Annotated in this window: 29 protein-coding genes, 1 rRNA gene and 1 riboswitch; of the genes, 2 read left to right on the top strand and 28 right to left on the bottom strand. The window is 51.6% G+C overall.

The features are described 5' to 3' along the window. Positions 1–35 precede the first annotated feature (35 nt). The 17 genes from mfd to ACFO9Q_RS10280 form a co-directional block, all read right to left on the bottom strand. A complete protein-coding gene (mfd, locus tag ACFO9Q_RS10360; RefSeq protein ID WP_379181649.1) occupies positions 36–3,542 on the bottom strand; it encodes a transcription-repair coupling factor in 3,507 nt (1,168 codons plus the stop codon). Between the two features lie 103 nt (positions 3,543–3,645). Continuing rightward, entirely contained in the window at positions 3,646–3,876 is a 231-nt protein-coding gene (locus tag ACFO9Q_RS10355; protein ID WP_379181515.1) for an anti-sigma-F factor Fin, read from the bottom strand. A 74-nt stretch (positions 3,877–3,950) separates the two neighbouring features. Further along, positions 3,951–4,511, bottom strand: a complete 561-nt coding sequence (gene pth / locus ACFO9Q_RS10350; protein WP_379181647.1) for an aminoacyl-tRNA hydrolase — start codon at positions 4,509–4,511, stop codon at positions 3,951–3,953. A 196-nt stretch (positions 4,512–4,707) separates the two neighbouring features. After that, on the bottom strand, positions 4,708–5,358 hold the full coding sequence (locus ACFO9Q_RS10345; protein WP_379181513.1) for a 50S ribosomal protein L25/general stress protein Ctc: 651 nt from the start codon (positions 5,356–5,358) through the stop codon (positions 4,708–4,710). Positions 5,359–5,477: 119 nt separating this feature from the next. Further along, positions 5,478–6,878, bottom strand: a complete 1,401-nt coding sequence (gene glmU, locus ACFO9Q_RS10340) for a bifunctional UDP-N-acetylglucosamine diphosphorylase/glucosamine-1-phosphate N-acetyltransferase GlmU (RefSeq protein ID WP_379181511.1) — start codon at positions 6,876–6,878, stop codon at positions 5,478–5,480. Positions 6,879–7,001: 123 nt separating this feature from the next. Continuing rightward, a complete protein-coding gene (gene spoVG, locus ACFO9Q_RS10335) occupies positions 7,002–7,289 on the bottom strand; it encodes a septation regulator SpoVG (RefSeq protein ID WP_379181508.1) in 288 nt (95 codons plus the stop codon). 130 nt (positions 7,290–7,419) lie between these two features. Then, positions 7,420–7,812, bottom strand: a complete 393-nt coding sequence (locus ACFO9Q_RS10330) for a RidA family protein (protein ID WP_379181505.1) — start codon at positions 7,810–7,812, stop codon at positions 7,420–7,422. Positions 7,813–7,827: 15 nt separating this feature from the next. Beyond that, entirely contained in the window at positions 7,828–8,652 is an 825-nt protein-coding gene (gene purR, locus ACFO9Q_RS10325; protein ID WP_379181502.1) for a pur operon repressor, read from the bottom strand. An 82-nt stretch (positions 8,653–8,734) separates the two neighbouring features. Beyond that, entirely contained in the window at positions 8,735–9,589 is an 855-nt protein-coding gene (ispE, locus tag ACFO9Q_RS10320; RefSeq protein WP_379181500.1) for a 4-(cytidine 5'-diphospho)-2-C-methyl-D-erythritol kinase, read from the bottom strand. A gap of 133 nt (positions 9,590–9,722) precedes the next feature. Further along, on the bottom strand, positions 9,723–9,911 hold the full coding sequence (locus ACFO9Q_RS10315; protein WP_379181497.1) for a small, acid-soluble spore protein, alpha/beta type: 189 nt from the start codon (positions 9,909–9,911) through the stop codon (positions 9,723–9,725). Positions 9,912–10,090: 179 nt separating this feature from the next. After that, on the bottom strand, positions 10,091–10,363 hold the full coding sequence (veg, locus tag ACFO9Q_RS10310) for a biofilm formation stimulator Veg (RefSeq protein ID WP_379181495.1): 273 nt from the start codon (positions 10,361–10,363) through the stop codon (positions 10,091–10,093). Positions 10,364–10,520: 157 nt separating this feature from the next. After that, entirely contained in the window at positions 10,521–11,420 is a 900-nt protein-coding gene (yabG, locus tag ACFO9Q_RS10305; protein ID WP_379181492.1) for a sporulation peptidase YabG, read from the bottom strand. 123 nt (positions 11,421–11,543) lie between these two features. After that, on the bottom strand, positions 11,544–12,422 hold the full coding sequence (gene rsmA / locus ACFO9Q_RS10300; RefSeq protein ID WP_379181490.1) for a 16S rRNA (adenine(1518)-N(6)/adenine(1519)-N(6))-dimethyltransferase RsmA: 879 nt from the start codon (positions 12,420–12,422) through the stop codon (positions 11,544–11,546). Next, a complete protein-coding gene (rnmV, locus tag ACFO9Q_RS10295; RefSeq protein ID WP_379181645.1) occupies positions 12,419–12,967 on the bottom strand; it encodes a ribonuclease M5 in 549 nt (182 codons plus the stop codon). The genes rsmA and rnmV overlap by 4 nt, the downstream gene beginning before the upstream one ends. A gap of 137 nt (positions 12,968–13,104) precedes the next feature. Continuing rightward, on the bottom strand, positions 13,105–14,244 hold the full coding sequence (locus ACFO9Q_RS10290) for a ubiquitin-like domain-containing protein (protein WP_379181488.1): 1,140 nt from the start codon (positions 14,242–14,244) through the stop codon (positions 13,105–13,107). 239 nt (positions 14,245–14,483) lie between these two features. Then, a riboswitch (cyclic di-AMP (ydaO/yuaA leader) is annotated at positions 14,484–14,702 on the bottom strand. Between the two features lie 181 nt (positions 14,703–14,883). Further along, positions 14,884–15,660 carry a TatD family hydrolase gene (locus ACFO9Q_RS10285; protein WP_379181485.1) on the bottom strand — a complete coding sequence of 259 codons (777 nt, stop codon included), beginning with the start codon at positions 15,658–15,660 and terminating at the stop codon, positions 14,884–14,886. Between the two features lie 80 nt (positions 15,661–15,740). Continuing rightward, complete coding sequence (locus ACFO9Q_RS10280; RefSeq protein ID WP_379181483.1) at positions 15,741–17,039, bottom strand: HD domain-containing protein; 1,299 nt, start codon at positions 17,037–17,039, stop codon at positions 15,741–15,743. Positions 17,040–17,313: 274 nt separating this feature from the next. On the opposite strand from ACFO9Q_RS10280, the gene ACFO9Q_RS10275 reads away from it, so the two are divergent. Continuing rightward, the gene (locus ACFO9Q_RS10275) at positions 17,314–17,568 is read left to right on the top strand and encodes an AbrB/MazE/SpoVT family DNA-binding domain-containing protein (RefSeq protein WP_012772023.1); all 255 of its coding nucleotides are present in this window, start codon (positions 17,314–17,316) and stop codon (positions 17,566–17,568) included. A gap of 112 nt (positions 17,569–17,680) precedes the next feature. Here the strand turns inward: ACFO9Q_RS10275 and rsmI are convergent, their stop codons facing one another. The 10 genes from rsmI to ACFO9Q_RS10225 form a co-directional block, all read right to left on the bottom strand. Then, positions 17,681–18,577, bottom strand: coding sequence for a 16S rRNA (cytidine(1402)-2'-O)-methyltransferase (gene rsmI / locus ACFO9Q_RS10270; RefSeq protein ID WP_379181480.1), 897 nt, complete (start codon positions 18,575–18,577; stop codon positions 17,681–17,683). A 98-nt stretch (positions 18,578–18,675) separates the two neighbouring features. Further along, a complete protein-coding gene (locus tag ACFO9Q_RS10265; RefSeq protein ID WP_379181642.1) occupies positions 18,676–19,326 on the bottom strand; it encodes a tRNA1(Val) (adenine(37)-N6)-methyltransferase in 651 nt (216 codons plus the stop codon). 116 nt (positions 19,327–19,442) lie between these two features. Continuing rightward, on the bottom strand, positions 19,443–19,856 hold the full coding sequence (locus ACFO9Q_RS10260; RefSeq protein WP_379181640.1) for an initiation-control protein YabA: 414 nt from the start codon (positions 19,854–19,856) through the stop codon (positions 19,443–19,445). 115 nt (positions 19,857–19,971) lie between these two features. Then, positions 19,972–20,775, bottom strand: a complete 804-nt coding sequence (locus tag ACFO9Q_RS10255) for a PSP1 domain-containing protein (RefSeq protein ID WP_379181478.1) — start codon at positions 20,773–20,775, stop codon at positions 19,972–19,974. Between the two features lie 4 nt (positions 20,776–20,779). Next, positions 20,780–21,757, bottom strand: coding sequence for a DNA polymerase III subunit delta' (gene holB, locus ACFO9Q_RS10250; RefSeq protein ID WP_379181476.1), 978 nt, complete (start codon positions 21,755–21,757; stop codon positions 20,780–20,782). 28 nt (positions 21,758–21,785) lie between these two features. Then, positions 21,786–22,229 (bottom strand): YaaR family protein, encoded by a 444-nt coding sequence (locus tag ACFO9Q_RS10245; protein ID WP_379181474.1) that lies wholly within the window; start codon positions 22,227–22,229, stop codon positions 21,786–21,788. A gap of 18 nt (positions 22,230–22,247) precedes the next feature. Beyond that, on the bottom strand, positions 22,248–22,577 hold the full coding sequence (locus ACFO9Q_RS10240) for a cyclic-di-AMP receptor (protein ID WP_379181472.1): 330 nt from the start codon (positions 22,575–22,577) through the stop codon (positions 22,248–22,250). Positions 22,578–22,603: 26 nt separating this feature from the next. After that, positions 22,604–23,236 (bottom strand): dTMP kinase, encoded by a 633-nt coding sequence (tmk, locus tag ACFO9Q_RS10235; RefSeq protein ID WP_379181470.1) that lies wholly within the window; start codon positions 23,234–23,236, stop codon positions 22,604–22,606. 71 nt (positions 23,237–23,307) lie between these two features. After that, entirely contained in the window at positions 23,308–24,831 is a 1,524-nt protein-coding gene (locus ACFO9Q_RS10230; protein WP_379181468.1) for an aminotransferase class I/II-fold pyridoxal phosphate-dependent enzyme, read from the bottom strand. Positions 24,832–24,935: 104 nt separating this feature from the next. Next, the gene (locus ACFO9Q_RS10225) at positions 24,936–25,127 is read right to left on the bottom strand and encodes a sigma factor G inhibitor Gin (RefSeq protein WP_379181466.1); all 192 of its coding nucleotides are present in this window, start codon (positions 25,125–25,127) and stop codon (positions 24,936–24,938) included. A 137-nt stretch (positions 25,128–25,264) separates the two neighbouring features. Between ACFO9Q_RS10225 and ACFO9Q_RS10220 the strand changes: the two genes are divergently transcribed. Continuing rightward, positions 25,265–25,870, top strand: coding sequence for a transposase (locus ACFO9Q_RS10220; protein ID WP_379181464.1), 606 nt, complete (start codon positions 25,265–25,267; stop codon positions 25,868–25,870). 104 nt (positions 25,871–25,974) lie between these two features. Here ACFO9Q_RS10220 and rrf read toward each other — a convergent pair. After that, a 5S ribosomal RNA gene (gene rrf / locus ACFO9Q_RS10215) occupies positions 25,975–26,091 on the bottom strand. Positions 26,092–26,248: the final 157 nt, after the last annotated feature.

Here is a 26,248-nt window from a genome sequence, read left to right as displayed (position 1 = left end):
AACAGATGACGGCTGGTGCGCGCCAACCGTCCGTCTTAGAGCGTCGCCTTCTGAAGCGTCTCCTTCGGCTTCAGCACATCCTTGAAGTGCTGCAGGAACCGCTCCAGCAGCTCGATCTTCTGTTCAATGGTCATTCCCTTGCCGCGGAGCACCACCAAGGGATTAGGCTCCTGATGGCTGCCTTGCTTGAACCGATTCTCGAAGGACAAGCAGAGCTGATCTACCTTCTTCGTATCGATGCGTGCCTTCTGAGCCGCGGCGAACTTCAGCTCGAGATCATCTCCCTTCTGGGAGATGACTTCGATGCCGTACTCGGCTCCGTATATTTTCAACCGGCCTACGGTTAGCAAGCTCTCCACCGCAGCCGGCAGGTCGCCGAACCGGTCGATAATCTCCTCGTTCAGATCATCGGCTTCCTCGAAGGTCTTGGCGGACGCCACCTTCTTGTAGATCTCGATCTTCTGAATACTGTCGTAGATGTAGTCGGATGGCAGATAGGCATCAATGCTGACGTCGATGAGAGTGGAGACAGCGCGCTCGATCTTCACCTCTTCGCCGTGCATCTCCGCCTTGCGCTTCGCAATCTCATCGGCCAGCATCTGTGAATACAGATCGAAGCCTACCGAGGCGATGAAGCCATGCTGCTCGGCGCCGAGCAGATTACCCGCTCCGCGGATCGCAAGGTCACGCATCGCAATCTTGAAGCCGGAGCCCAGCTCGGTGAATTCCTTGATGGACTGCAGCCGCTTCTCAGCCACCTCCGTCAGCACCTTATCCCGCTGATAGGTGAAGTAGGCGTAGGCAATCCGGTTCGACCGGCCTACGCGTCCCCTCAGCTGATAGAGCTGGGACAGGCCCATCTTGTCCGCATCATGCACGATGAGCGTGTTCACGTTCGGTATATCTACGCCTGTCTCTATAATGCTGGTCGAGACGAGTACATCGGATTCGCCGTCCAGGAAGTCGAGTATCGTCTTCTCCAGCTCCTGCTCGGACATCTGCCCGTGACCGACCGCCACCTTAGCATCCGGGACAAGCTCGTTAATATGCTCCGCCATCTGATAGATTCCCTGCACCCGGTTGTACAAGTAGTAGACTTGGCCGCCGCGCGCCAGCTCCCGCTCGATAGACTCCCGCACGAGCGATGGACTGTACTCGACCACATACGTCTGGACCGGGAACCGGTTCTCCGGCGGGGTCTCAATGACAGACAGGTCGCGCACGCCGAGCATCGACATGTGAAGGGTTCTTGGGATTGGCGTGGCGGTCAGGGTGAGGACGTCTACGTTTGTTTTCAACCGCTTCAGCTTCTCCTTGTGGGACACACCGAAGCGCTGCTCTTCATCCACTATGAGCAGGCCGAGATCCTTGAAGACAATGTCTTGAGACAGCAGACGGTGCGTGCCGATGACGACATCGACCGAACCAGCCTTCAGCCCCTTCATCGTCTCGTTCTGCTCCTTGCGGGAGCGGAAGCGGCTTAGCACTTGAATGTTGAAGGGATAGCCGGAGAATCGCTCGCGGAACGTCTCGTAATGCTGCTGAGCTAGTATCGTCGTAGGAACTAAGATGGCCACCTGCTTGCCTTCAATCGCCGACTTGAACGCCGCGCGCACCGCAACCTCCGTCTTCCCGTAGCCCACGTCGCCGCAGAGCAGACGGTCCATCGGCCGGCCGGCCTCCATGTCCTTCTTAATCTCCTCGATGGCACGCAGCTGATCCCGCGTCTCATCATAGGGGAACATGGCCTCGAACTCCTGCTGATAGGCCGTGTCCGGTCCGAACCCGAAGCCTGTCGCGGTCTGACGCTGCGCATACAGCTTGATGAGATCGTCGGCAATGTCCTGAACGGAGGCGCGCACCTTGCTCTTCGCTCTCGTCCACTCGCTGCCGCCGAGCTTGTTCACCTTCGGTTCCTTGTCTTCGTTGCCTACATACCTCTGAATCAGGTCAACCTGATCGACCGGCACCGACAGCTTGTCGCCGCCCGCATACAGAATATGAAGGTAATCCTTATGAATGCCGCCGATCTCGAGCGTGCCGATGCCCAGGTACTTGCCGATACCGTGGTTCTGGTGAACAACATAGTCTCCGACCTTCAGCTCCGTATAGCTCTTGATTCGCTCCGCATTGTCGATCTTGCGGTCCATCTTCCGCGCCTTCCGCTGCTTCTGCGAGAACATCTCGCCTTCGGTAATGACGACCAGATGTGAAGACGGAAGCTCGAAGCCGGACTGCAGATTGCCCTCGAGCAGCTGAGGAGGCTCGATGCTGTAGTCCTGCAGCACCCGGCGCATCCGGTCCATCCGCTCGGCATTGCCGGCCAGCATGATCACATTCGCTCCCGCCTTGCGCCAGCGGTCCATCTCGGCCTTCAGCACATTCATCTGGCCGTGGAAGTTCTGCATCGCCCGAGAGGTCATGTTCAGGATGTTCTGCGGCTGGGTATGCGGAATCTGCCGCAGGAACAGGGACAGGAACAGCGTCGGGAATGGACGATGATGCAGCACATCTTCGGTTGCCCGTGCGAGGACGAAGCCCTGCAGCGACTTCCCGTTCTGTAGCAGATGAGTGGCCCACTCTGCTTCATCCCGCTCCAGCTGGCGCGCCGTCTCTATGAGCCTCGTAGGCTCGTCTAGGATGAGCAGCGTGTCGCTTGGCATGTAGTCAAGAATCGTCTGACGTTCCGGATATAACAAGGAGATGTATTTATAAATTTCAGGGAAGTACATATGCTCACGGAGACGCTCAATCTCGCCGCCGATCTCGGCGCGCAGCCGCTCCTTCGCGGTACGGTCCGCCATCTTCTCCAGCTGCTTCTCGAGCAGAGAGGCAGCGTGCTGAGCGGCCGTCTCGAACCTGTGACCATCAGCCAGAATCTCCTGGCTAGGCGGCACGATGATCGTCTCCACCTTCGCAAGCGAGCGCTGATCGGCCGGGTCGAAGGTTCGAATGGAATCAATCTCATCATCGAACCACTCTACGCGATAGGCCTGAGCAGTCGTCAGCGGGTAGAAGTCGACGATTCCGCCTCGAACGCTCATCTCACCCTTGCCCTCGACGCGATCCACACGTGAGTAACCGAGTCCCGACAGCTTGCGCAGGAAGCTGTCCATGGCCAGCGTCTCACCCACTCGAATCTGAACCTGCGCCTCTGCCATGACGCCGCTGATCGGCAGATAACGACGCACGCCGGAGAATGGCACGACAACAATCCCGCGGAACCCTTGGGACAGACGGATGAGGACATCCACCCGCTGCGACAGCGTCTCGGGACTCGAGATCGCCGCTTCCGCAGCCATGAGTTCATTCGCAGGATAGAGCAGCACTTCATCCGGTGATAAGCATTCAAGCAGATCATCCGCAATCTTCTGAGCAGCGAACATATTATGAGTGACGACAAGCATTGGACGATCGATCTCCTGCCGCAGTGCAGCGATCAGCACTTGCCTGGACGAGCCCGCGAGCCCTGAGATCATCTGCTCTCGCATCCCCTTGCGAATTCCGGTCAGTACATTCTGAACATCAGCATCCGCAGTCATTGCTTGAATTAACGCTTTCAACGTTAGTGGCACCTCGCTTCTATACACGCAAAGAAGCCTCAGCCACATGCCAAGGCCTTACAACTATAACCGGCAACCCGTCCTATTGCAGCGGACTGGTTACCAGGTGTAATTCGGGATTCGCTTCATAGGCTTCGCGGCAATAATCGCAGCTAACCTTCACAGTGACATCCCCACTGGGGTCATACGCTATTATATCGCCGCGTTCCTCAGGGGTCAAGAAATGGAAGCCAAGCTGCTGCTCCGTAATCTCATCCCGGTGGATGGAGCCAATCGGCGTCCGGCAATGCCGGCACACATAATGTATAGCCATCTTATGCCTCCTGACAAGCAGTTATACTGGTCAGTATGCCCAGATGAGAACCAATCTATAGATGGATGCCCAGATTATCGGTTGAACTTCGCCATCGTCTGCTCGAACTCCGCCTTCAAGGAGAACTCTACGGCATCAGCAGCATCCTCTACCATCTTCGCCAGCAGCTCCTGCTCCCCCTTAGGGAAGGTAGATAGGACATAATCGGCAATATTCATACCCGGCTGCGGCCTGGAGATGCCAATCCTCACGCGATTGAAGCTCTGTGTTCCCAGATGCTGAATTAAGGACTTAATCCCGTTATGCCCGCCTGAGCTGCCCTGATATCGCAGCCGAATGCGTCCTACCTCCGTATCCAGGTCATCATAGAGAATCAGCCCGTCTTCGATATCTCCCTTGTAGAAGTCCAGGAATGCCCTTACAGACTCCCCCGATAGATTCATATAGGTCATCGGCTTGATCAGGAATACCTTCGTCCCCTGCACATTGCCCTCGCCTATGAGTGCCTTGAACTTGCTCTGACTCACCGATATGCCCCATCGCTTCGCCAGCTCATCCACCACCATGAAGCCTACATTATGCCTCGTACCCGCGTAGTTCGTTCCAGGGTTGCCCAGCCCAACAATCCACTTCATACTCCATTCCACTCCTTGCCTGCCTGTTGCAGCATCTGCGTCATCGATCATCCTACTCATCATACCATGCCCGCTCCGCATACAAAAAGAGCCGCTATACAAGCGACTCTTCCCGTAACGCACACTTCGATTCCTTCTTCGGCTCTTGCTGCTTGCTCGCAATCCCGACTTAAGTCCTACTTCGGTGTATCTGCTGTTAAGCCTTCTCCATCTCGGCCCGGTTCGCTTCCTCGGAACGGGACTCCGCCTCCACAGCTTCCACTGCAGCGTCCTCCGCTTCCTCCTCGGTGATCTCCTTCTGCGGCGCCAGCACGCCTACGACAACCTGCTCACCATCGGTCTTGATCTCGACACCCTTCGGCGCCTTCAGATCGCTGACGAGCAAGTTATCCCCGACATTCAAGGACGTCACATCAACTTCAATGGATTCAGGAATGCTGCCCGGCAGACACTGCACCTCTACCTCATGAAGGTTGATCTGCAGCACTCCGCCTTCTCTGACGCCGGCAGAATCACCCGTCACCTCGACTCGAACGGCCGTCTTCACTTCTTCATTCATATTAATCTGATGCAGATCAATATGAAGAACCTGGCGTGACATCGGGTCGCGCTGCACATCGGTAATCATGACCGGCTGCTTGCCCGTGGATGGAATGTTAATCTCCAGCACCGCATTGGGATGCGAACGAAGCAGCGCCTGCAGCTCCTTCTCCTCTACCGTGATGGCAGCCGGAGCATCCAGCTTCTTGCCGTATATAACACCAGGCACTCTTCCTTGCTTCCGCAGCTGGCGCAGCTCGCCCTTCGTGCTTGTCGTCCGTTGTTCCGCATTCATTGTAATTGACATATGGTAACCCTCCTAAATGATTCTTCAGGTTGATGTAAGTTCCATATATTCTTACCCATAACGCGGTTAGATTAAACAAGCAGGCTCGATTAGACTGGCTTCACGGGTTCTATTCGGTTCTATTCCTTGCGGCTGTTCTCCTTCTTCGCCTTCGCTCGATTGCGGATCTTCTCCGCATAGCCCGGCTTGTTCACTTGGCGCTCCCGCGCTATGGACAGATCCCCGGCCGGAACATCATGCGTAACGGTAGAGCCCGCTACGATATAAGCCCCTTCTCCTACCGTAATTGGCGCAATCAAGTTGACGTTGCTGCCCACGAAGGCATGATCGCCTACGACCGTCTTGAACTTGTTGTAGCCGTCGTAGTTGACCGTAATCGCACCGCAGCCGATATTCACTTCCTTGCCTACCTCAGCGTCTCCGATATAGCTCAGATGGGACACCTTGCTGCCATCATCCAGCGTAGCATTCTTAAGCTCGACGAAGTCGCCGATCTTGCAGCCGCGGCCGAGCTTCGAGCCTGGACGGAGATTCGCATAGGGACCTACCGCTGACTCGTCACCGATGACGGAATCCGCAACCGTCGAATACTTCACCGTCACGCCGTTGCCAATGGATGATCCTGCAATGTCCGCTTGCGGACCGATTACACAATCCTCCCCGATCTTCGTCCCCGCACGCAGTATCGTTCCCGGATACAGCACCGTATCGGAGCCAATCTCCACTCCTGCTTCTATATAAGTAGACGCCGGATCAATGATCGTCACGCCGCCTAGCAGATGATGCCGGTTCAGACGCTCCCGCATGAGACGTTCCGCTTCAGCCAGCGCAACCCGGTCATTCACCCCGATAGCTTCTGCCAGATCGGACGTGCAATACCCTTGAACCACTTCGCCCGCCTCCCGGAAAATACCAACAACGTCAGTCAGGTAGAATTCCCCCTGTGCGTTATTGCTCGTTACCTGCGCCAGCGCAGCGAACAGCTTCTGATTATCGAAGCAATAGGTACCCGTATTGATCTCCTTCACAGCAGCTTCCTCTGGCGAACAATCCTTCTGCTCCACGATACGCTGAACCGCACCGTCCGCACCGCGAATAACCCGCCCATAGCCTGTCGGGTTATCGAATGAGGCCGTCAGCACCGTTGCAGCAGCACCGCTCGATGCATGCAGCTCCAGCATGGCCTCGATTGTCTCCGCTGTAACTAGCGGCGTATCTCCACAGACGACAATGGTCGTCCCTTCCTCTTGCCCAAGCAGCTGCTCCGCCTGACGGACGGCATGGCCGGTTCCGAGCTGCTGTGCTTGCAGCACGTACTCGGCTCCATCTCCCAGATAAGCTTGAACCGCTTCTGCTCCGTGACCGACAATGACAACCGTCCGCTCACAAGCCGCTTCCTTCACAATATCCGTTACATGTCCTACCATAGGCTTGCCGCACACCGGATGGAGAACCTTATATAATTTCGATTTCATTCGCTTGCCCTGTCCTGCTGCAAGCACAATCGCTAACCTCTTCACGTTCCAATTCCTCCTGCCTTATCGTATATCGATAGTATATAGTTGAAGTATACGTAAGACTATATCCCATTCCATTACAAAAGAAAAGAGAGCCCAAAGGCCCTCTTCTCCACTCACCCAGTCTTAAGCTCCTTCTTCAATCGCCACAACTTCTTCCGTTGCTGCACGCTCATATTCAGCGAGAACAGCAGCTTGGATCTTCTCCCGTGTCGTTGAAGAAATCGGGTGAGCGATATCCCGAAATTCTCCATCCGGAGTGCGTTTGCTTGGCATTGCTACGAACATACCATTGTTACCGTCAATGACGCGAATATCGTGAACGACGAATTCGTTGTCAATGGTAATTGAAGCAATAGCTTTCATACGCCCTTCCGAATTTACGCGGCGGAGTCTGACATCAGTAATTTGCACTTGTGTTCACCACCTTTGCCTATCAGAGACTTGGTGTATAATTCCACGTTTACATGCAAAATCCTTCTGCCTTTTTGGTAAAATAATGCTCCGCTTAAAATATTTTTTTAGGTATTAACTTTTTTCGTTGCTATTCGACAATAGTCGATGCAATGAGTTCTATTTCGACAAGAACATCCTTCGGCAGCCTTGCTACCTCTACAGCGGAGCGAGCTGGCTTATGCTCTCCAAAGTAAGAAGAATAGACTTCATTCATAATCTGGAACTGATTCATGTCCTTCAGGAATACAGTAGCCTTAACCACATGCTGGAAGCTCGTCCCCGCCGCAGCGAGTACAGCCTCTAGATTGCGGAATACTTGATGCGTCTGCTCCGCCATCCCGCCCTCTACAAGCTGTCCGGCTGCATTCAGAGGAATCTGTCCTGACGTGAAGAGCAGTCCGCCCATCTGGATAGCCTGAGAATAAGGTCCAATCGCTGCAGGAGCTTGGTCTGTTGAGATTACTTGCAGGTTCGTTGTCACTGGGCTTCCGCCTCTCTATCCGAAATAGTTGCCTAGAACGACCGTGGTCTGCTTCGACTTCAGATCTACCGCACTCAGCTTCGCTAGAGATACGTAATCCTCGAGCAGACGGTCCTCCACCTCGAACTCGCTGGATTCTACGAAGACGCCGACACCAGCCACTGTGGCCTTGAACTCGAAGAGCAAGTCCATCATGCCTTGGATGGTGCCGCCCGCCTTCATGAAGTCATCTATAATGAGAACCCTGGATTGCTCCTTGAGCGCTCTGCGCGCCAAGGACATGGTCTGAATTCTCTTATTCGAGCCTGATACATAATTGATGCTAACGGCTGACCCCTCGGTCACCTTATTGTCTCTCCGTACGATAACAACAGGAATGTTCAGACAGGCCGCTGTCGCATAGGCCAGTGGAATGCCCTTCGTCTCGACCGTCATGATGACGTCGATTCGGCGATCCGCGAAGGCGGTAGCGAACATTCTGCCTACATCGGCAAGCAAGTCCGGCTGTCCGAGCATATCGGTCATATAGAGATATCCGCCTGGCAGTACCCGCTCCGGCTGCTCGAGCTGGCGGCAGATGCTCGTCATAATGTTCAGAGCCGTTCTTGTGTTCATCTTCGGAATATATTTCACACCGCCGGCAGCGCCGGCTAAGGTATGCAGTTCACCTAAGCCTTCTTCTTCGAAGACTTCCTTAATGATGGCTAGATCCTCGCTAATGGAAGACTTGGCCGACTGGTATCGATCAGCAAATGCTGTCAGCGAAATTAACGTGTGAGGACGACTTAGCAGGTATTGTGTCATTTCTACCAGTCTTGCACTGCGTTTCAACTTCTTCAACAACTTCTCACCCCGCTAAATCCGAATAATATAAAGACAATATAACATCTTTATACGGATTTAATCAAGAACAACGTCCGGTTCATGTGAGCATTCTTACCACGTAGACTTCCTTGCAGAAGCCGCGCAGCCCATTATAGATGCGGGAGAGCTTCGCTGGCTTGGATACGAGACCGAATACCGTAGGCCCGCTGCCTGACATGAGGACGCCATCCGCCCCAAGCCGCTGCATACTCTCCTTAAGCTGAAGCACTTCCGGATAGAGGTCGAGCGTTACGGTCTCCAGCACATTGCCCATCTCGGAGCAGATGTCGCCGAAGGAGCCAGCCTTGATCGCTTCAAGCATATTGGGCACGGAAGGATGCTTCTTCAGCTCATTCGCTCGGAGACGGCCATATACGTCCGCAGTCGATACATTAATCGGCGGCTTGGCTAGCACTACCCAGCATTGAGGCGGGTTGTCGATCCGCTCCAGCTTCTCACCGCGCCCGGTCGCAAGCGCGGTTCCCCCCGTTACGCAGAAGGGCACATCCGAACCAAGCTCGGCTCCGAGCTCGCACAGCTCCTGCTCAGGTATATTCAGCTGCCACAGCCGGTTAAGCCCGCGCAGCGTTGCTGCAGCATCACTGGATCCGCCAGCGAGCCCGGCGGCTACCGGTATTTTTTTGTCGAGATGAATGTATACTCCCTTGCGCACGTCATAGCGGTCCTTGATCAGCTTGGCTGCTTGGAACGCTAGATTCTTCTCATCGAGAGGGATATATCCCGCTTGGCTTGAGATAATAATCGTATCGCGAGGGAGCTCTTCCATCTCCAATCGATCGGCTAGATCCACCATGGTCATAATCATCTCGACCTCATGGAAGCCATCCTGGCGCTTGCGCATGACGTCAAGCAGCAGGTTTATTTTTGCAGGAGCTTTTTCGTATATTTTCATCTCTACGTCCACCCGTTCGTTCGTTAGCATATTGCCCATTATAACAAACAGACTGAATAAAAGCTAAGAAATGAACAGGCAGCCGCTGCCGCTGTTCGTCTCTTAGCTTCTGTGGGTTGGACCTCTTGTAAGCCTAAGGATTGTTGGTCTTATTCGCCGCTGCCTGCTCCGCGAGCTGAATCGCCCGCTTCACCATATTGCCGGCATCCTTCGCCCTTATACCTCCCCAGCCTTCTTCCTGAACCGTGTTGTAGAATCCAAGATCCTTGGCCAGCTCGTACTTGAGCTGTTCCGACATGACACTGCGCCTTCTTCGGCTCATCTTAACCCTCCTAGTGTAGGACATTCGCTCGTGCAGCATGTACCTGAGGCTACCCGTAGTATGCGCGGTTAACGAGGTGGACATGCAAGGAAGGAACCTCGCTCATGGGGGGACAAAAAAAAGAGCACAGAATGTCTCTGCGCTCGGAACAGCCTTGTTCAGGCTATATATAGATTCTGTTATTGAATATGGGTAATACGGACTTGACCTTCGTCGTTGCACACGGTCACTTCCACCGATTCCGTCAATATATCGGCATAACTGTAGGAGACGCGCTTGAATGCATGCTGCTCCTGATCCAGCTTGACAATGAAAACAGATGGGTAGATTTCTTCCAAGACACCGGTACGTTCGATGGTCTTTCGCCGGCCACCGTTAGCTCGAAGACGAATTTTGGAACCTACGTGAGCTTCCAAGTTGCGTTTAATCTCCAACAGCGCATTTTTTGCCATTGTCCACTACCACCTCTTTCCTTGTCCATTATAACCAATAGGAGAGGGGTTGTCAAACAAAGCAAAATATTATATCAGTAGGGTGTTCGGGTTGTCAACGGTGTTTTCGCCCATTTTTATAAGCCGATGTATTTTTTGGCTAATAAGAGGCATATTATCAAGTTGTCCTGCGTATAGAAGCGAGCGTAGTGGCTGCCGGGGTGACCTTAGACTTAGGCATTCCTACCCGATGACGTCCTAACGTCTCTATGCCTCCGACTCCGTCCACTCCGCTAATTGTGCCATGAATAACATCAGCCAGGTTAATCGTCTCCCGGATAGAGGTGTAGCTTGCCTTAATTGCGATGTATACGGGATCCAGAGCGTGGATGAGAATGCGGCCAGGTGAGCTCGCGAAGTTCGCTCCTGTCTGGAGCAATGCTTCGAAGTGGGACTGGCAAGCGCCGGCTACGATTATCAGACCATCACGGTTCTTCTCGTAGTCTCTGGCGACTCGGACCGCATTTACGAAGTTCTGTGAATTCTTGTAGCTGGAGAGGCTGAGCAGGTCCTCTTGCCTCCGGTTCTTAAGCACACCATCATGACCCGTAATGACGACGATATCGGGCCGGAACTGGGGTAGTAGCCGGTAGAGCATATCGGACATCTGTGATTCATGGGCATGTATGCCATGTGCAGGCACTCTCATGCTGGAGTAGAGCTGCATACTTTTCTTTAAGTAATTATTGTCGCCATCCAGATGCAGTACCTTGCCTGGTACCTCGAAGTAGGGCTGCGTCTGCTGCAGCGCTACCCGTATCTCTTCTTCCGTCTGCTCAGACTGCAGCTCTCGCTGCTTGTGCATACGCTTCATCGACTCGTTGACCTTAATTCGCACTTGCTGCGATGCGCTCGTGTATTCCGGATCACGAACGACTGACAGGTCGGGTATTGGAGAATCCGCAAGCAGGCGGTAATCCGTTCCTTTTAAGACTGCATGGGTTTGCTGGATTGCTTCGATACGGAACAGCACGTCACCGCCGTACGATTTGCGGACGACCAGGTCCCCTTGTTTCATGGGCATATCACCTCTTCTCGTCTATCCTATGGAAGGACGAGAAGTTTGGTGAACACTTCACGACCAGAACGAGCAAGAAGCTGTTCAGCAGCCTATAGACTGATGAACAGCTTCTGAACTCCGTTACCCCCAGCCCTTGGCCAGGAATGCCCGGCTAATGACGGCGAACTCTTCAAGAGACAAGGTCTCACCCCGGCGGGTTGGATCGATCCCAGACGCCGTCAGCAGCTCTGTAAGCGCTTCACGGTTCTCCTTGCCTACAAGACTGGTCAAGTTGTTCGCAAGCGTCTTACGGCGCTGTGTGAAGCTTCCCTGCACGATTCGGAAGTAATGGTCCTCATCTGGGACCTCTACGGCCGGTGTGTCCCGCAGTGTTAGCTTGATGACGGCTGAATCTACATTCGGCTGTGGAATGAATACGGTGTGAGGGACGATGCAGACGAGCTTCGGCTCACAGTAGTATTGAACGGCGACGCTAAGGCTGCCGTACTCCTTCCCGCCTGGCTTCGCTGCCATGCGCTGCGCCACTTCCTTCTGAATCATGACTACGATATTCTCCAAGGGAAGACGCTCTTCAAGCAGCTTCATCAGGATCGGCGTAGTCACATAGTAGGGCAGATTCGCGACGACACTGACTCGCTCTACCTTAGAGAACTGCTCTTGGAACAGCTGCTTCAAGTCGAGCTTCAGCACGTCGCCGTGGATAACCTCAACATGTGGCTGTTCGGCCAGTACATCTCTAAGTATCGGGATAAGTCGCTGGTCAATCTCCACCGCAGTCACCGTACCCGCTTCCTCCGCAAGCTGCTGGGTGAGTGCTCCGATACCCGGCCCAATCTCCAGCGCGCCCTTGGACTTGTCGAGCTCGGCTGCCGCTACAATGTTATGCAATATATTCTGGTCAATCAGGAAGTTCTGCCCCAGACTCTTCTTGAAGGAGAATCCGTACTTCGCTATGATCTCCTTCGTTCGCTTCGGTGTACCTACTTCAGCTGCCTTCATGCTCTCTCCCCCTGTTCCATCTCACGCAGCGCTTCCGCGAACTCTTCCTTGGAGATGCGGAAGCTTGTACAGCGCTTATAGAACTGCTTGCCATTAGCATATCCGATTCCGAGCAGCTTACCCATCCGCAGCCTGCGGTCAGCGGCCTGTGGGTGTACGATGAGACCTGCATCCATGAGATGCTCCCACGTAATATCCCCTGAACCTTCCGGCGCTTCCGTTCGAACATCCAGCAGAGCTTGCCTAATGGCTTCAGGTGAAGCATTCTCCACGCCGATATCTCCCTTGTACAACGCCTGCTCTTGCGGAAGGAACGCATGCTTGCAGCCCGGCACCCGCCTCGCGACAATCTTACGGATACGCTCACCGGCATGATCCGGATCTGTGAATATAATAATGCCCCTGCGCTGCTGGGCCAGCTCGATTCGGCGAAGCACATCTTCACCGATAGCCGAGCCATTCGTCTCTATCGTATCGGCCTCTACGGCTCGCTTAATCGCTGTGGTGTCATCCTTGCCTTCGACGACAATGATCTCCTTAATCACCAAGACCATTCCTTCCTTGTAACATGCAAAAAGAAGAGGCGTTGCCTCTCCTTATCATGGCATATTTGGCTGACAAATACGTATGAATAATTCACAAGCAGAATTGACTTCTCTTCTTCTCGAAGCCTATCCCCGCTCTAGCTTGCACTTGGCTTATTCGGACCTAGGACATAGACCGTGAAGCCCTTCTTCCTGCCGAACTTATTGGCATACTTGGTACTATCGAAGTACACGTCAATCTTGTTGCCCTTGACGGCACCGCCAGTATCCTCAGCGCGGCGGAAGCCTATTCCTTCGATATACACCCACCAGCCAAGCGGAATGACCTTAGGGTCAACCGCAATGGTACGGCCTTCCTGAACTCTTGCACCTGAAGCAGTAATGCCATAGCCCGGATGATTCACATCCTTGCCTGTACTTGCTACACCGGCCGAATAAGCGGTCAGTGTTACGTTCTTAATAATCTTCTTCGCCTTGAAAGTACGTCCGCCCTTGGTCATGGAGGTTGAACTTGCAGAGAGCACCTGAATCTTAGGCTGCTCCTTCTTCGTACCAATAGCAACGACCTGATTGACAGCGGCTGCGGATACGACCTTGTTCACTAATCTCTCCGACACGAGAACTCCATCCTCGTATACTTTCTCAACTTGTTCAACGACGGTTCCTTCTTTGCCGGTTTGAACCAGCTTCTCTTTGCCATGGGCAAGAGTAGAATCTTGTTTCTTCACGACAGTGAATGGAACTTTCCGCTGTGTCTCAGACACACGGGTATCCACTCGTACAACCGAGACCGTCATATTCGGCTCAATGGCTGTGCTGAGGGATGGGCTTATCTTATCTTGACTACGAACAGGAATATTGGATTCCTCGATCGCTGCCTGCACTGTCTTCTCTGTCGTGTACACCGTCGATGTCTTGCCGTCAGCCTTCACTAAGACAGCTACCGCATGGGTTACTTCGACTCGGTCTCCATCCTTCACTGTTGCATTCAGCGGGAGAGATACCTTGTCATGCGGTCCTATCGTGATAGCTTGTTCATCCAGTAGGCGTTGCAGGACCCATTGCTTAGTCTTCACAACGGTCTCTTGTCCATTCACTACTACGGATACGCTCTTATCAGCCGATCCGTACAACAACACCAAAAACATGAAAGTCATAGCGATTGAGATAATGGCACTTAGTAGAACCAAACGCAAATTCTCATGCTTCCATCGCAATGCGTTGGACATGCTGGATGATCGTTTCCCATGGGTCTCCTTCACTTGAGTAATGCCCACTTCATCGGTCCTCCTTCATAGCCTCGCCGCCGTGTGTTACGCATGATACATGACGCGACTATTGGTTTATTAGCGTGCAAGCACGCTTTCCAGGTACATAACCCTGCCCATACCTCCATGAATAACCCTATGTCGACGCTTTACGAGTTATTCAAAAATAAAAGAAGCCTTCGACAGAGGATCTGTTTCGTGGCTTCTCGGGTTGACACACGAGATTCATGGAAATGGATGCACGAGTTGATCGCTCTCTATAGACGCTTACGAGGTTAGCTGTCGGGTTCGGGCGAGAGAGCTGCCCTATCTGTTCCACATGTCCGTCCGGTCATAGACAGTAGAATCAGAATTCACCCCAAGAAGAATTCATGTGTTCACGTGCTGAGAAGGGTTCATTCCCTTGCTCGGATTATGTACACTTGGTTCCCCCGCTCTCCAATTCGGAGATTAAGCGTGACTGGAAATACAATACATTACTGATGTCCTGAAATGAATCATACCTTCCCTAGCCCTAGGTTGTAAAGATGCGATAAAATCCGATATTCACGAAATTTTAGGAAATCCATGCAATAAAACGCTGATTTTATGGGCAAAAATTAGTTTTATCGCCGGAAAGGTCTCAATTCCTCTTGATCTGAAGGGCTTTCACACAATACCAAAACAATTTTTTCCGTTTTCGGTTGTTATTTTTGCTATCTCTTCCAGAGATTTTCCTAATATTTCAGCTGCAGCCTCTGCGACGAGAACCACATAGGAGGACTCGTTCCTCTTGCCTCTTTTTGGATGAGGAGCCATATATGGGCTGTCCGTCTCGATTAATATTCGGTCAAGCGGAACCTTCCCGAGCACTTCCTTGGGAACTCTTGCATTCTGAAAAGTAAGGGGTCCGCCGAACGAAATATAGAAGTTCATATCGAGGCATTGCTTCGCGGTCTCCCAGCTGCCTGAGAAGCAGTGCATGACTCCCCCGACCTCCTCCGCATGCTCCTCCCGAAGAATGCGAACGACATCCTCATGCGCATCTCGGTTATGAATGACGATTGGCTTCTTCACCTTGCGGGCCAATCGAATCTGTTCTCTGAATACGCGCTGCTGAACATCCTTCGGGGAGGTATCCCAGTGGTAATCCAGGCCAATCTCCCCAATCGCCACAACCTTAGGGTGGGCACACAATTGTTCAATCCACTCCAGATCCTCAGGCTTCATGTCTATACTGTCTACTGGATGCCAGCCAACTGCCGCGTAGATGAAGTCATACTGCTCAGCCAGCTCCAATGTGGTCGGTATGGTATCTCGATTGAATCCTATATTGATGAGATGGCTGATGCCAGCTTCTGTTGCTCGAGCGATGATCTCCTCACGTTCGCCGTCGAATTTCTCCGAATCGAGGTGCGTATGGGTGTCCATGAATGAATAAGTCATGCGGGCATTCCTCCTGCTTATGAAGCCATGATGGGAAGCTGATTGAGATCAGCTTATCTGTTCTTATAGTAGCAAACCTTCTACCCGATTCCAAAAAGAGCCCGTATTCGTCCATCCAGCTTGTCCTTGGCTGCCTGAAGCGGCTCCTCTGGATAATAGAGGTGATAACGGCCTTGATGCAAGCCGGTTATGGAGCGGATAATGTCAGATTTTGCTGAGATTTCAGCGGTTCGATCTTGTCCGTCCAGCAGCAAAATCGGGGCTTTTTCTTTTTTATCTTCTTTATTCGAGTCTGGTCGATAGACATCGTAAGGCAGGTCAAATGGGAAGTCAATCTCCATATGATAGTCTGGATCAAGGCCGATACGCAGCCATTGCCTTGCAATCTCAGCCAACAAGGTTTCATCCGGCTCTTCAATGGTTATATACTTGTACAACCGTCTGTCTAAGAATCGGCAGCATAAGTCCGATAATAGAGGGTCTCTTTCCTCTGACCATTCCATGAAGGCTGTCTGAATGAGCGCCTCGTCGAGACGGTAATAATCTTGTGCGGATAGGGTCTGCCGAATCAGGCTGTCAATCGGTCTCGCCATCCATCCGAAGGTATAGCCCTGTTCGGTTAACTCCTTCGCTCGGCGGAAGATCTGCCTGAGTATAATCTCAGAGCTCCTTGTCACCGGATGGAAGTATACCTGCCAATACATCTGATATCGGGACATGAGATAATCCTCCACCGCATGCATCCCCGACTCCTTCACAACGATCTGGCCTTGATAAGGGCGAAGTACCCTTAGAATTCGTTCCAGATCGAAGGTTCCATAGTTAACCCCCGTATAGTAGGCGTCTCTGAGCAGATAATCCATGCGGTCCGCATCCATCTGGCTCGATACGAGGCTGATGACGATCGGCTTCGGATAAGTCTTCCGAATGACCGCAGCCACGCGGTCTGGGAAGTCCTCAGATACCTCTCGAAGCACCCGATTGATATCTGTTTCTTCTAATATAATACGGCAGGTCCACTCCTCGTGCTGAGTGTCGAATATCTCTTCTATGGAATGCGAGAAGGGTCCATGTCCAACGTCATGGAGAAGGGCTGCGCACAGCGAGACGAGCCTCTCTTCGCGAGGCCAATCCGGATAGCCGCTTCGCTCGAATTGAGAGATGATTTTACGGGTAATCTCATAGACTCCCAGGGAGTGAGAGAATCGGCTGTGCTCAGCGCCATGGAAGGTTAGGTATGAGGTTCCTAGCTGCCTGATTCTTCTTAATCTCTGGAACTCTTTTGTATTGATCAGATTCCAGATCGTCAGATCTTGTACATAGATATACTTGTGGACAGGGTCCTTGAACACTTTCTCTTCCGTAAGCGGCCGATTCATTGGTAATCACATCCCATTTGTTCAATTTTTCGACACACAATGTCGATTAAATGTCGAATAGTGTCGCATTATCATTTCCATTTCGTCGGATCTTGTTGTATTCTATAATAAGAATTTTAGCGCTTACTGTATAGTAAGACACTGAAAAAATAAGATTTTCACTCGTATTTTCATGGTTGACTAATCTGGTATAAGTTGGTATTATAGGTACTATAAAAAGAAAAACTATGTCGAATAGTGACGAATTTCACTTTGAGAGGGGAAACAATAGATTATGATGAAATCCACAGGTATTGTTCGTAAAGTCGATGAGTTAGGCCGTGTTGTTATTCCAATCGAGCTTCGCCGTACACTTGGAATCGGAGAAAAAGATGCACTGGAGATTTATGTAGACGGTGAGCGGATCATGCTTAAGAAATACGAGCCAGCTTGTATCTTCTGCGGCAATGCTGAGAACGTCTCCTACTTCAAAGGAAAAATTGTTTGTCACATTTGCTTATCAGAAATGCCTTCACCTGTGACAAAATAAACAAAATAGGTTATAATAAATTTACCGCACTTGTTAATTCTAACCTTTATCATACTCCTTGATGCCTTCCTGCGCTAGAACCCGGCCAGGAAGGTCTTTTTTTATACCCAGATTATCGATTCACTGCATTATAGACGTCCCGCTTCGGCAGTCCTCGTTCGACCGCGACCTTCTTGATGGCTTCCTTCCGATCCAGATTAGCTGCTTCATAGTGTGCCACATGAGCATCCAGTGTAAGCTCTGCCCACCAATCTCCAGCTTCCTCGATATATTGTTCACGCAGCTCTGTATAGCTCTCTGCCCCTTCTATAATGAGGCAATACTCTCCAAGCGGCTGATGCTCCTCTATGCGGATCATACACTCCTCTATCGTTCCTCGCACTGCTTCCTCATACCGCTTCGTTAATTCACGAATGATCGCTATGCGCCGATTGCCCAGCACCTCGAGCATGGCTTGCAGTGTCTTCCGAAGACGGTGAGGGGACTCGTAGAGCATTAAGGTGCCCTCTTGCTTGCGAAGCTTCTCGAGCCATGCTAGTCGAGTCTTGTTATCCCGTGGAGGGAATCCCGCGAACAGGAATCGCTCAGTAGGCAGTCCTGACATGATCAGGGCCGACAGTGCCGCATTCGCGCCCGGAATAGGGACGACAGCAATTCCCTGTGCTACTGCCTCAGCTACTAGATCTGCTCCTGGGTCCGAGATAGCTGGCAAGCCTGCATCGCTCACAATAGCGATGGAGCGGCCTTCAAGCAGCAGTCTAATAAGCTCTACACCGCTGGACTGCTTATTGTGCTCATGGTAGCTCACCAGCTTGGTCGGAATCTCGAAGTGGGTGACCAGCTTCCGCGTCTGCCTCGTATCCTCTGCGGCGATCACATCTACTTCCTTAAGCGTCCGAATGGCACGGAACGTCATATCCTCAAGATTGCCTATAGGTGTAGCTACTAAGTATAATATTCCACTTGTACGGCTTCCTTGATCCACATAGCTCTTCTGTACCGTCACCATCGCTAACCTTCAACCTGCCCTTCGCATATCGCTTCACATAACTCTTCACATGACTCTTCACTTAATTCTTAACAGAACTCATCAATAACTCGCTCGGTTCATTCGTAGATGATAATGGGAGGCAGCAGACGGAGCTCTGGCTTCCCGTCACGCATTGCTTCAATTAATACCATATTCGCTTCTCCGTCAGCTCGAGGATGGACGAACTGTAATCTCTTCGGCTCCAGCTTCCATCTGCGCATCGATTCGACAATGTCGAGGAGGCGTGCTGGCCGATGGACCATCGCTACCTTCCCGCCAGACTTAACTAGCTTAGCAGCAGCCTCCACTACGTCCTCCAGCGTACACAGCATCTCATGTCTGGCTATGGCATAATGCTCATTCTCATTCTGCTCCCCAGTCGTTACCTGCATATAGGGCGGATTCACCGTAATGGCATCGTACACTCCGTAACCGGCCGTATGCACATACTCCTTCAGATCTCCTTCCATAATATTGACTTGATGCTCGAGACCATTCAGCCGATTGCTCCTTCTCGCCATCTCCGCAAGTCTAGGCTGAATCTCCACCCCATCAATCTGAGCATTCGTTCTAGTCGTCAGCAGGAATGGAATAACTCCATTGCCCGTGCATAGATCTAATATTCTGCCCCGCTTCGGCACGCTAGCGAACTTGGACAACAAGACGGCATCTAGGGAGAAGGAGAACACTTCTCTGCTCTGTATGATGCGAAGGCCGTTCTCCGTCATTAAGTCGTCGAGCCTCTCGCCTTCCAGTAGTGTTACGGATTCAGTCACAGATGCATTCCCCTTTATGATCATAAAATAGGCCGTCCTCTTCTCGCAGAGGACGGCACGGCACTACCTTATTTGTTTAAGAACGACAGGCAGAACAAGCAATCTCCCTCAGTTCTGAGATGGCCGTAGTAGACATTGCAGATATGGAACCCTTCATGGTACAAGCGAGCCAGGTTGTCATGGCCTTCGCCTACGGCCGTTGCCGCTATGGCAGCTGCGAAGGACTCAGCTGCTTCCTTAGAGGAAGGCTTGGCAGCCCTAGCTTGTTCCGTTCTTGGCCCCGCATCGGCATTCGTATTGCCGTCGACTTCAGTATCCCAAGCTGGATCCGTCAGCGGCGCATTTTCTCTCTTTAATATTTTGCGCAATTGATGGTTCTCTATGCTGAGTCGCTTATTCTCTTCTACTAGTTCCTTGATTCGCAGCTTGAGTGCTCCAAGTTCACTATGGAAGGCACCCATCCGCTGATCCAACTCGTCCATTTGAATGAATATATCTAACTTATCCAACTTCCCACCCCAGAGCGTCAAGCTTGAGATCAGCCTCCGTGGAGGCCGTGCTTAGTCATTTGGACCAACATGCTGCTGTGAGATTGAATTACTTCACAACAACATCATCTAACGGCAGTTCCTTCGGCTTGCCCGAGATATCGAACAATTGGACATAGACCGACTTGGTTGAAGTATTAATTCCGGTAACCTTGCCTTCTCCATACGAAGTAATGACGACCTTCCCGATTGCAGGAAGCTCCTCCCGAACACTCTCGTAGTTATCATGCTCGAACTTCAAGCAGCACATGAGACGTCCGCATAGACCGGAGATCTTCGTTGGGTTGAGGGATAGATTCTGATCCTTCGCCATCTTGATCGATACGGGCTCGAAGTCGCCTAGCCATGAGGAGCAGCATAATACTCTGCCGCACGGTCCGATGCCCCCCAGCATCTTCGCTTCATCACGCACCCCAATCTGACGCAGTTCAATGCGGGTACGGAATACACTAGCGAGGTCCTTCACGAGCTCACGGAAGTCTACCCTTCCTTCAGCAGTGAAGTAGAATATAATCTTGTTGCGGTCGAATGTGAATTCCACATCAACCAGCTTCATCTTGAGCTGATGACCTCTGATCTTCTCCAGACATATCGCGAATGCGTTCTTCGCTGCAGACTTATTCTCGTCTACAATCTTAGCATCTGCTTCGCTTGCAATGCGTATGACCTTCTTAAGCGGGAGTACTACATCCGATTCACCGACTTGCTTCTGTCCCACTACTACCTTACCATACTCGATACCTCGCGCTGTCTCCACAATCACATGCTGATCGCTGTCAACGGGGTGCAGGGCCGGGTCGAAGTAATATATCTTGCCCGCCTTCTTGAAGCGGACACCTACGACATTGTACAAGGAATTAGCCCTCCTGTAAGTTAACCAATAATTGCTCGACTGCAAGCTGTGGGGCCACGTTCGCTCGAATTCGCTTGCCAGCTTCAAGAGTATGCTCTATACAGGATACCCATCCGGCTATTGATCTTGAGAACGCCTGCTTGCCTATCCAATCCATCTGATCTATGAAAACGATGCTTTCCTGCCTTCCGGCCTGGAAGTGAATCATATCTTTGAACCATAAAACCAACATCGACAGAAATAATTGCACATGTTCGGCAAGTTCTGTCTTGAATAATTGCTGCTGGGCCGTAATCATCGCCGCGGTGAATCGGGTCAGACACTCCTTGCCTAATTGTATCACTAGGCTTCTAATTTCTGCAAACCCATTCTGCTGGATAGTTTCTCTAGCGCCATCAAGCCCGGAAGATAATTGTACGGCTGCACGAGCCATTAGAGGCGGAGCACCCTCTGCCGTTAATACCTTCAGCATCTCTTCAGCAGCTCTCGGCAAGAACGGAATCCATTGCGCTCTGGAACGAATGGTTGGGAGGACGGCTTGTCCATTATCAGTAATTAGAATCGCAACTAGAGGAGATACCGGCTCCTCCAGGAACTTAAGCAGACTGTTCGCAGCCTGGAGCGTCATCTTGTCCGCTCGTTCCATAATGTATACCTTGCGCTTCGTCCCGCTGTTCTTGTAGGCGAATTCATGCTGAAGCTCGCGAATCTGGTCTATCTTGATGGACTGACCGTCCGGCGCAATCCGAATGAGATCCGGCTGATTGCCATGCTCGAACTTGCGACATTCCAGGCAATGCCCGCAGGCGTCTTCTCCTCCAGCTTCGCAGAACAGCGCCTTAGCGAACGCTTGTGCCATCTCCAGACGGCCGGTTCCTGAAGGTCCTGTGAAGAGATAAGCATGCGACACCTTACCGCTGCGCAGAGCATGCTTCAGGATTCGCTTCGCCTTCCATTGTCCAGTCACTTGTTCCAAGCTCATACCTACTGTACCCTTCCTTGCTTCTATTCTAGAATAGTAAGTTAATCAAGAGGCCGCGAATCTCCCCGATCTTCTGAAGCAGCTCGATTCGTCCTTGCTCGGAGTCGAGCATCTCTTCCGTGAGGGTAATGAGGGTTGCATCGATCTCATCGAGCAGCTTGTATCGCTTCGTACGGCCTCTGCGATCGAACCCCCGCATCTCCTTCAGCCCTATTCCACGCCTAGCTGTATCCTCAAGGAACCGCTTCACCATTACCTGATACAGCTTAAGCTCGCGAATCGTCATCGACCGCGTCAAGCGCTCTCCTTGATTGTGAATCTCCTGAAGCTTAAGCTGCAGCTGCTCCTGTGTGCGCTGAGCTTCCTGGCCGACCATCACGTCGGAGAAGTTCTTAGGCGCAACCAGCTTCGCTGGGTTGTCATTGCTCGTTCTGTTCTGTCCTAAGGGGCGGAATCCTGGATCAATCTTCATGTCGGAGTCGCACCTATCCTAGAAGTGTTCGAAGCGTTCGACAGGAACGACGAACACAGCCGCGCCTCCAACTTGCACTTCAACAGGGAATGGAATATAGGAATCCGTAGATCCGCCGATCGGGGATACCGGCGTTACGAGCTGGTCTCGCACCTTGCAGTTAGAGGAGATGACCTTCAGCACTTCATGCACGCGCTCATCTTCAATCCCGATCATGAACGTTGTATTGCCGGCACGGAGGAATCCGCCGGTACTGGCTAGCTTGGTCGCACGGAATCCTTCCTTAATCAGTGCATTCGACAGCCGATTGCTGTCTTTATCTTGAATAATCGCAATGACTAACTTCATTCTAATTCCTCCTATGTTCGAAGTGACTATCTGCCAAGCCTCAGTCTAATCGCTTCCAGCACATCCTTCAGCACCGCATCCACCGCCTGGTTCGCGTCGACGCGAACGATTCTCTCTGGGTGGAGCTTGAGCAGCTTAAGATAGCCTTCACGTACCTTATGATGGAACTCAAGCTTCTCAAGATCCAGGCGATTCAGCTCACGCTCATCTGCTTGCTTGATTCGGCTTAAGCCAATCTCCGGCGGAATATCCATGTAGATGGTTAGATCCGGCATGGTATCTTCAATAGCGAATTGATTAATGGCCCATATCTCTTCCATGCCAAGCCCTCTTGCATATCCTTGATAGGCGAGGCTGCTGTCGACGAATCGATCACAGATGACCATTCCTCCGGCTTGAAGTACGGGGATTACCTTCTCTACAAGATGCTGTCTCCTCGAAGCAGCGTAGAGCAATGCTTCCGTGCGTGCGTCCATCGCCACATGGCTGCGGTCCAGAATGACCGATCGAATCTGCTCAGCAATCGGAATGCCGCCTGGCTCTCTTGTCGTGGTTACTGCATAGCCCATCTCCTGCATCTTATGCGAGATTCGCTCGATGAGTGTAGATTTGCCTGCACCTTCACCACCTTCTATGGTTATGAATATCCCTTTGTTCACGGGCTAAGGTTGCTCCTTACATTTAAGTTAACCCTATCATAACAAAGCGAATCACCTTGTACAATGAGCAGTTACGGGGATTGCGGCGGCTGCATCACCTTAATTCGCAAGACGCTGGGATCAGATGCCCCCTGCAGCTTAGCACCAGCATCCGACAGCTTCTGCAGAAGCTGCACCGTGCTCTCCATGATGACCTCCCCTTCATAGAGAACGGGGATACCAGGTGGATAGGGGATGATCATCTCGGCTGACCGTCTCCCTACTGCCTCATTCAGTGGGACGATCTCGACCTCATCAGCTGAAATGAAGAATCGATGGAATGGAACGGGGGCTGCCACTTGCTCCTCCGGCGGCATTAGCATCTGCGGGCTAGAGCTAGTGTTCCATACGAATGACTGACCATCCCCTACTGTCTCCTTATCCTTAAGTACGTCAAGTGACACGGTCTCGAGTGCCGCAATCAGCTTATTACGGTCCTCTGCCGTTGAACCAATGCCTATGACTAGTACTACATAGCGGTCGTCAGCCATCTCCGTCCAGATTCCGCTCTCTTCCAGCTTCCGTTGCAGAGCTACACCGGAATGTGTACCGGTTCGATCATAGATAACGAGACGAAGAGGATCGCTATGCTCATAGGCAGGAATTCCTTCACGATCCATATCTTCTAATAACCCGATCACGGATTGAGATTGTCTAATCCATCCTCGAATAGAGCTGGCACTAGCTAAGCACGGTTCAAAAAGCGCCTCTCCATAATGGTCTACCATTGCTCGGGCAATATCCAGCGAAGCCATAATCGGGAATGATGGACTGGAACTCTGTACCATTGATAAAATATGGCGAAGCTGTTGTCTCTGTATTCGCGATCCTTGAACGTGAAGCATAGCCCCCATCGTAAGGGCAGTTAGTGTCTTATGAGTGGATTGAACGACTGCATCGGCGCCTGCTTGCAGCGCAGAGGGTGGAAGCTCTGGATGCAGGCCATAGTGCGCACCATGTGCCTCGTCGACTAGCAGTATACACTCATAGCTATGAATAAGGCTGGCATACTCCGTTAATTCGGTACCCATTCCATAATAATTCGGATTACTGAGCAGCACAGCTCTAGCTTGCGGATAGGCTTCCAATGCTTGTCTAACGTGATTCAATGTAGGAACCGTAGCAACGCCGCTGCTCTCATCTATCTGAGGAGCTAGGAATACAGCCGATGCACCCGCTAGCTTCAGCCCATTCAGCACTGACTTATGTACGTTCCTCTGAACTAGGATGATATCGTCTGGCTGGCTGCAAGCGGTGAGAATCATCGCTACATTACCGGCCGTGCTGCCGCCTACGAGGAAGAAGCTCTCCTCTGCTCCATAGCATGCAGCTGCCAGCGATGCCGCTTCATGAATGGATGCTTCCGGATGATGAAGATCATCGGTAGCACGAATCTCCGTCAGATCGAGCATAGCCATGGGATACAGCGGGCGGGTATATTCCTCTATCTCCTGATTCACCCTGAAGGCTCGTCCATGCTGGTGACCAGGTACATGGTAAGGAGTCGGATTGGTGCTCACATGCTTCAGCAAGGCTTCATATAGTGGGGCATACATCGACAGATTACGACCTCTTTTCTACCTTTATACCCTTGTTATATCATAGATGGATCATTTGTTCTGCAAAAAAAAGAGCGGATACTCCTATAATGGATGTCCGCTCATGCATTCTTTTCTATAAAGATTTGCTTCAATTGATGAATGAAGAAGGGATACTTCGCATCCATCACATCGGTGCGAACCATCTCTGTCTCACAGGAATCACAGATGAATTCGGATATAATGCGAATGCCTTCTCCTGCAGTCTTAGTCTCACCGCATATAATACATTCCACGTGGAGCTCATCATGCATCGTTATCGCCACCTTTTATGCGTAACTCATTTACCTACTATTATGGCACAGATTCTAGCAGAGTATACCTGTTTCATAGCGTATTTCAAATATTTATATATCATATGCTGGAACTGGGCGATTGGTGAATCTATTCGGTGCTATGGACAATTCAGCGCAGCCAGCCGATATATAAGTACGAGACTTACAAGGCCGCAGAGAGGATGTTGAACGTGCGCCGCAGCTTAGAAGACCAGTTGAGTGCAACGATCTATCAATATAAGTTAATAAGACGCATTACGATTAGAAGTGAGCTCAGGTGGAGCCATGCCTGTATTGCTATCCTCTTCTTCACCTTCCATGCACTTATGTATGGGGTAGATGGCCTGATAGCCTGTCTGCTTGGATTCTGCCTCCTCCAGCTCATCCAACAGATCATCTTATTGCTGACCTTCATTCGCGTAGAGATGGCTGAGGACCGCCGCTGGAACTGGCGACTGGGACTACCTTGGATTGGCTACCGCCCAGCTGGCGACTTAACATTCAGCGCCTTCCGCCGAGTGCATCGCCATCTATTCTGGGTAGGACTATGCTTCGTTGCGCTGCTGTATCCTTGGATTAGTGAATCGCTGATGATTAGCCTGGTCAGCTGGCAATTATGGACATTAGGTCCGAGACTACTCCTTATCCGCTCCCTGCGCCGTGAACGCTCTGACGGAGTCCTTCGTCTCCAGAGCCACGAGGTATCCTATTACCACCGCTAAGCTCGGTGGTTCTAAGTGCAACATATATCTACATCAATCTCAGAATCTCAGTGGTTATTATAGACAACAAAAAACCTACTGCATATATGCAGTAGGTTCCTCGTGCTTGGCGACGTTCTACTCTCCCAGAACCCTGCGGTCCAAGTACCATCGACGCTGGAGGGCTTAACGGTCGTGTTCGAGATGGGAACGCGTGGTTCCCCTCCGCCATCGCCACCAAACGGTGCGTATACCGGAATAACCGGCTGCGCATAGGGTATTGTACCCTGAAAACTGGATGCGAAAGCGATGAGTGCTGAAGTCATCTTAAGGTCTTACATAGTAGGATAAGCCCTCGACCGATTAGTATTCGTCAGCTGCATGCATTGCTGCACTTCC

The organism is Paenibacillus sp. GCM10023252 (genome assembly GCF_042653305.1).
In the GTDB taxonomy this organism is placed as follows: Bacteria; Bacillota; Bacilli; order Paenibacillales; family Paenibacillaceae; genus Pristimantibacillus.
Note: the sequence above shows the minus strand (reverse complement) of the source record. Positions and strands in the feature narration are given on the sequence as shown.